The organism is Myxococcus llanfairpwllgwyngyllgogerychwyrndrobwllllantysiliogogogochensis (assembly GCF_006636215.1).
Classification (GTDB): Bacteria; Myxococcota; Myxococcia; order Myxococcales; family Myxococcaceae; genus Myxococcus; species Myxococcus llanfairpwllgwyngyllgogerychwyrndrobwllllantysiliogogogochensis.
In genome coordinates this window covers 1-5,854 of the sequence record NZ_VIFM01000429.1, presented here as the reverse complement: position 1 = coordinate 5,854, position 5,854 = coordinate 1, and the positions used below count along the sequence as shown (strand labels likewise).

At 66.7% G+C, this 5,854-nt stretch carries 5 protein-coding genes; 2 read left to right on the top strand and 3 right to left on the bottom strand.

Features of this window, described 5'->3' with window-relative positions; genetic code table 11:
- Positions 1–39 precede the first annotated feature (39 nt).
- The 3 genes from FJV41_RS47575 to FJV41_RS47565 all read right to left on the bottom strand — a co-directional run bounded on the left by FJV41_RS47575 (position 40) and on the right by FJV41_RS47565 (position 3,226).
- On the bottom strand, positions 40–1,497 hold the full coding sequence (locus FJV41_RS47575; RefSeq protein ID WP_141649259.1) for a DUF5906 domain-containing protein: 1,458 nt from the start codon (positions 1,495–1,497) through the stop codon (positions 40–42).
- 65 nt (positions 1,498–1,562) lie between these two features.
- Positions 1,563–2,678: a hypothetical protein gene (locus FJV41_RS47570; RefSeq protein WP_141649258.1), complete on the bottom strand. Its 1,116-nt coding sequence runs from the start codon at positions 2,676–2,678 to the stop codon at positions 1,563–1,565.
- A 311-nt stretch (positions 2,679–2,989) separates the two neighbouring features.
- Positions 2,990–3,226 carry a hypothetical protein gene (locus tag FJV41_RS47565; protein WP_141649257.1) on the bottom strand — a complete coding sequence of 79 codons (237 nt, stop codon included), beginning with the start codon at positions 3,224–3,226 and terminating at the stop codon, positions 2,990–2,992.
- A gap of 534 nt (positions 3,227–3,760) precedes the next feature.
- On the opposite strand from FJV41_RS47565, the gene FJV41_RS47560 reads away from it, so the two are divergent.
- Positions 3,761–4,681 (top strand): DUF2381 family protein, encoded by a 921-nt coding sequence (locus FJV41_RS47560; protein WP_174476415.1) that lies wholly within the window; start codon positions 3,761–3,763, stop codon positions 4,679–4,681.
- A gap of 11 nt (positions 4,682–4,692) precedes the next feature.
- The coding region (locus tag FJV41_RS47555) for a serine/threonine protein kinase (RefSeq protein WP_141649255.1) at positions 4,693–5,854 on the top strand (1,162 nt) is incomplete at its 3' end.

Below are 5,854 nucleotides of genomic sequence, written 5' to 3'. Positions count from 1 at the left end.
GGAACTCGGGCCCGTGCGAGCCCTGGGGCGGGCATGTACTCATGGGGTGTTCTCAGTAGGGGGACTCAGATGCGGCGTGACGGGATGCGCACTGACGGGGCATGGCGCGGGCGGGGTGCGCAACGGGCTGAAGGGAACAACGTTCGCGGCGTCCGTCGCTGGTGCGTCGCTACGTGTCGCGTGCCACGGCGGGAGCCAACCCCGACTCTTGCTGTCTCGCTGCTCAACCCAGCCCGCTGACTTCAACGCGACCAGGAAAGTTCGTTTCTGAGGTGGGTGCCGCTGCCCGATGGACTTGCAGAACCCGACCACGGCAATGAAGAGGGCGTCGTTTACGAACGCTTGCGTCTTGCCGACCCGGGGACCCGGAGGGGAGTGCCAGATTGCGTTGCCACGAGGTTCGTAAGACGCCCAATCGTAGAGCTGGCGGTCCGGGTCGGCGCTCTCGCTGAGTTCGCGGAGGAATTGCTCCGTCACAGGCTCGCTGAGTTGCTGGAGTTCATCGCGGGAGGCGTTCGTGTGCGGTCTTCGGACTCGCTTCATGTCCACGACGTAGGTGCCCATCTCATAGGCGAAGGCTGCTACCTGCCGCATGAACTCCGGTGTGAAGGCGTCATCAGCGCCCTGCGCATGGAGCGCCTCCAAGAAATCCCGGTGGGTCATCCCCAGGTCGGGGTGTTGGTACTCGGCGGGCTTCGTCTTGTTGTGGAAGACCGTCCAGCGCCGGTCACTCTCCTCAAGCTCGATGGGCTTGGAGCGGTTGGTCGCCGCGATGAGCGCGACGCGGTTGACCGCTGGGGTGCGGCCAACGCCCTTGCTCTCCAGGAACACCTCGCCATCGGTGATGGTCGCCTTGAGCCCGTCGCCCAGCGCCCCACCGCGCTTGTGGTTGTCGAGCAGTTCGTTGGCGAAGACCAACAGCTTCGTGGCGAAGTGGTGGTTGTAGGGCTTGGCGAGGTCCGCCTCCCCAATCTGGACGCAGTTCGAGGGGCCGAGCACGTGAGCCAGGATGCGATAGAGCACGTTCTTCCCGGTGCCCGGGGGGCCTTGAAGCAGGACTGCGGTTCCCGGCTTGGAGCCCGGGTTCTGGACCTTGAACGCAATCCAGTTCAGGAGCCAGTCGAGCCCAGCTTCATCCTCCGCGAGCCAGAGGAGGACCCGCCGCACATCAGGCCACTCGCCCGGCGCAGGAGTGAGCGTCGGCGCTTCCCATGTATTGACCGCGTACATGTCGTCCTCGCGTACCAACAGCTCCGGTGCGTTGGGGCGGCATTCGAGCCCCATCACTCCGACGCACAGCTTCGGCACGTTGGGTGATGCAGCCAGGGGGCTGGCGCCGCGCGGCCATGTGGCGCGAGAGGACAGGAGTTCGCGCAGCATCAGGTAATCCTCGGCGGCCTTCTGGGTGAGAAGGTCTGAGTTGAAAGCCCGTCCACCCGGGCGGCGCGTGAGGTAGCGCTCCAGCGGGACGACCTTCACGAGAGGGAGCTTGGCCACCTCGGCAAGAGCCGCTTCATAGTCGGTGGCAGGCGCAACCTCGTTTTCATTGGGGCAGTTCGGAGTCACGGGGTGCTCCCACGTCGGTGGTTGGAGGTGGCCACGAGCATGACGGTGCGACGCCATGCGGCTTCTTCCGCTTCTCGGTTGGCCTTCCGCTGAAGGTCCCACTGCTGGAGCTTGGCGCGTGCTCCGTCCAACCCTCGAAGCGCCTCGCCCCAGACATCGCGGGAGGGCTCCAGGCTGGCGAGTGCGTCAAGCGAGCGCTGGGCGATGGCCAGAAGACTCTCCGAGCTTTCATCGGGCGCGGCAACTCGGGCCAGCATCTCCGTCAGCCTGTTGATGCCAAGGTGGCGCTGCCCATCGAGAATGAGGACTTCGCCTGCGTCCATCTGCGCGATGGCCTGGCAGTAGTCCTTACGCCTGAAGCGGCGCAGTCGTTTCCGAATGGCCTGGAGGTCCACGGGCACGGCTCCGGTGACATGCTGCTCGCTAGGGCGCTCGACGTAGCGCGCGAAGGGCTGACGCAGCAGGGGCCCAAACAGCGCCTCCACGTCGAGCGGTTGACCTTGGTGATGCTCGGGGGCGGGGCGCGGGGTTGCGTTCGACGGGTTCCAGCTCGGGAGGTAGTAGAGCCGCGCCACATCCTTGCAGGCTGGATCCGCCTTCAACGCGGCTGTGGCCTGAGAGGCGAGCCCCAGGGAGTCCATGAGGCGCGGCCAGAGGCTATCGGCCCACCTACTGGGCGAGCCAACAGCGACGGGCTCACTGAACGGCAGGACGACGCGGTAGCGGATGGGCTTGGTGGGCTGCCCGTACGAGTGGGTCGGGTACGCAACGAACCAGAGGCCACGCTGGCGCAGGCCCGCGAGCCACGAATCCAGCGCGGACTGTTCCTCGCAATCGAAGTCCACGACGGCCAAGGTGACGTGCGAGAAGTTCGCATTGCGCCTGTATGGGGTGGGCGTGGGGTCGCCGCCCTTGCCTTCGTAGAGGCCATCAGCGCGAGGGGGGCAGGGCCGCGCGGGGATGATCGCGTGACCGTTCTTCTCCGCGCGAAGCATCGGGTCCGTGGCGTCCTCGAAGAACTCCGACATGAGGTCATCGATGGACGAGAACTCCAGGATGGAGAGTTGGTCCGGGGTGAAGCGCGAGGGTGTGATGCAGAGAGTCCAGGTCATGGGGTGCGGGGGTGAGGGGTTGGATGGAGGCACGGCCACGGCGCGGCGTTGCACAGGCGCGGCGACGCTGGAGGGCTTCGCGGCTGACCGAAGCGGGCGATGAAGCTGGGGCGCTGCCGTGACGGAATGACGGACGCGTGTTTGGCCCGTCACAGCTCCGTCATGGCTATTTCTCCTCTGAAAGTGACCCTCTTCATGACGGAATGACGGAGTCCTCTCACTCCTAAGAAGAAGAGAGAGAAGGGAGAGGAGAGACCACTGTCCGTCAGTCATTCCGTCATGACCGCGACGGGGCTGGGGACAGCGCGCGTTCATTGGCCCCTCGCGGCAAGGCTGTAGGCCCGGGGCACTGCACCACGAGCGCCGGGCGTGTACCGTGCGGACTCGCGCAGGACGCCCGTCAGAACGAGCGCCGCGAGGCAACGGCGGATGGCCTGCTCTCCCGCTCCGAGCGCGCCGCACAGCTCCTTCACGGTGAGCCCTTGGGGAGCGGCGTTGGTGAGCGCGGCAATGACGTGGGGGCGGTACTGCTCAACCTGTTCAAGCATGCGTTGTTCTCCTTCAACTCTCTTTATGGGGACGCTTTCCGCGACTGGCTCCGCTGGGCCTTCGCTGGCCGCGTTTGACGGTGTGCTGTCTCCCCGTAAATGCGTGCGGTTTCCGCGAGTGGCTCACGCGACGAATTTCCTGGGCCTTTTCCTGGCCACGTCTGTCCGTGGCTTGCCCTCGGTAAATGGGTGCGGATTCCGGGAGTGGTTCAGGGCAGGCCCCCCCGGTTCGGATTTCCGGAGCGAGGTCCCTTCACGCCTTGCTTGGCGGTGGTACACGCCGAGAAAACTCCCTGGAAAACCGTGAGGCCCCCAGCTCGATGTGTTCAGCGTGGCGCACTGGTTCGCGAAGTTCCTGAACACATGCCGCGTGAGGCCGAGCGCTCCGAGCGGCGCCGGGAGTTTTAAGGGGCGCGGGCGGCAGATCTTGATGGAAACCGGCGTCCCTCCCCCGCGTCAGGACAAACAGAGAACCGCTGGAAGTCGTGTGCTTCCTGGTACGGTTCCGCCATGTCCCTTGGAGGTCGCCCGCGCGTGTTCCCGTCACTTGCCCGGCTTGCCCTGCCCCTCGTGCTCCTCGTGGGGCTCTCGGCCACGGCGGAGGCCCAGGAGTCCCTACGCGGGCGAGAGATGAAGCGGCGGCGGGTGTCGCTCACGGTGTCCACCGCCGACAAGCCGGTGGAGCTGCACGTCGCTTCGGACTACCTCACCGCGTTGGAGTTCGACTCCCCTGTAGACCGTGATGCGGTGATGGCCGGGGGCGCTGGAAGCCGGTTCGCGCTTTTCGAGGTCACAGCACGGGCCATCTTCCTCAAGCCCGCGATGGATCTGGGGCCCGGACGAAGCGTGGAGCTGACCGTCACTTTCGCGGATGGCGCCGCACCTGCCCGCGTCGTGTTCTCGCTCGTCACGCACCCTGCCGAGGTGGACGCGCAGGTGATGGTGTCGCGCCTGCCTCGCGCCGCAGAAGCGATTCAGGCCGAGCTGGACGAGGTCCGCGTCGCCTGTGCGGCCAAGGATGCCGAGTTGGAAGCGCTCCGTGCCCGAAGCGTGGCGAGCGGCCCGGCTGGGATGATTTTCGCGGGCCTCCTGGACAAACTGGGCGTCAAGGCTGGTGAGCCGGAGAGGCTGCTGTCCCAGGGGAGGGGAGACGTGGTCTCTCGGGATGTCGTGACGTACCGCGCAAGTGGGTGGGGAGCTGTTGCCCTCCGAGTCCGCAACACTGGCGCTCAACCCTGGAGGCCTGTGGAGGCGCGGCTCTCCGTGGTCGCGAGCGGCGAGCGCGTCAACGTGCTCGCGGTGCGCATGAGGGAGCCTCGGATTGAACCGGGTGAGGTGGCCCTCGTAGTGGTGGAGACTGGGGCGCCCAACTGGTCGGAAGGTGCGGCCCTCCGGTTGGAACTTCGCGACAATGAGGGCGGGCGTAGTCTTCTTATTCCCCGCATCTCGTTCTAGAACCGCCTTCCATGTTGATAGGGCTGAGCCCGGCGCACCTGCAACCCGGGCAGACAGTGGACGGCTGGCGCGTCGTGAAACCGCTGGGCGCGGGGAGCTTCGGCGCCGTCTACCTCGTGGAGAAGGAAGGCCACCGCTTCGCGATGAAGATGGCCATGCACCGCGCCAGTAGCGGGGACGCTGAGCAGGCCGACGCGCGGCTATTGCGTGAGATGGTGTGCCTGTCCCAGGTGAGCGGACACTCCAACGTCGTGGAGGTTCACGCACACGGACGCTGGCAGCACCCAACCCAGGGGTGGCTCTACGTCGTCCTCGACTACGTGGAGGGCTATACGCTGGGGGAGTGGGTGGAGAAGACGCACCCCACGGCGCATGAGGTGGCCCGGGTGTTCGGCAAGCTCGCGGGGGCTTTGGCCCACCTCCATGTGCGCGGCGTCTTTCACCGCGACTTGAAGTTGGGGAACATCCTCGTGCGCGCTTCGGATGGGGAGCCCTTCGTCCTGGACTTCAGCGTGGGGGACTACACGCTTGCTCCAGAGCTGACGGACACGCCCTTGCCCCCCGGCACCCGGCGCTACCGTTCTCCCGAGGCGGCGCGCTTCCTCCGCGAGCATGGGCACGAGCACGGCGCGCGCTACGAATTCAAGGCGACCGACGACGTGTACGCGCTGGGCGTCTGCCTCTATGACTTGCTGACAAATCCCCAGCCCGAGAGCGAGGCGCCGCGCACCCTGGTGGGCGCCCAGTGGCCTCCCCCAGCACCGCACGCGTTGAATCCGCGAGTGCCCGACTCACTGAGCGCGGCTGCGATGCACTTCATTGACCGGCAGACCGAGAAGCGCGCCCCCACGGCGGAAGTCATGCGGCGCGAGTTGGAGGCGTTGCTGTCGGAAGAGGGCGAGGCGTGGAGGGTGCCGATTCATGTCCCTAGGCCCCAGCTCCCGCTTGCGTCCGAGGCACCCCACAACGACGTTCCCCAGGAAGTGGCCCCGGCCCCGGTGCCGAAGCAATCCCGAGGGCGACGCGTAGCGGGGGCCGTGGCCGCCCTGGGGCTCGTTGTGGCCTCGCTGGCGGGCTACATGGCCCTGCGCCTTGCCGCGAACGCGGAGAGGCCCAGCGCGCCCCTCACGGCCTCCACGGTGCGGGATGCTGGCCCTGCTGCCTCACCGCCCC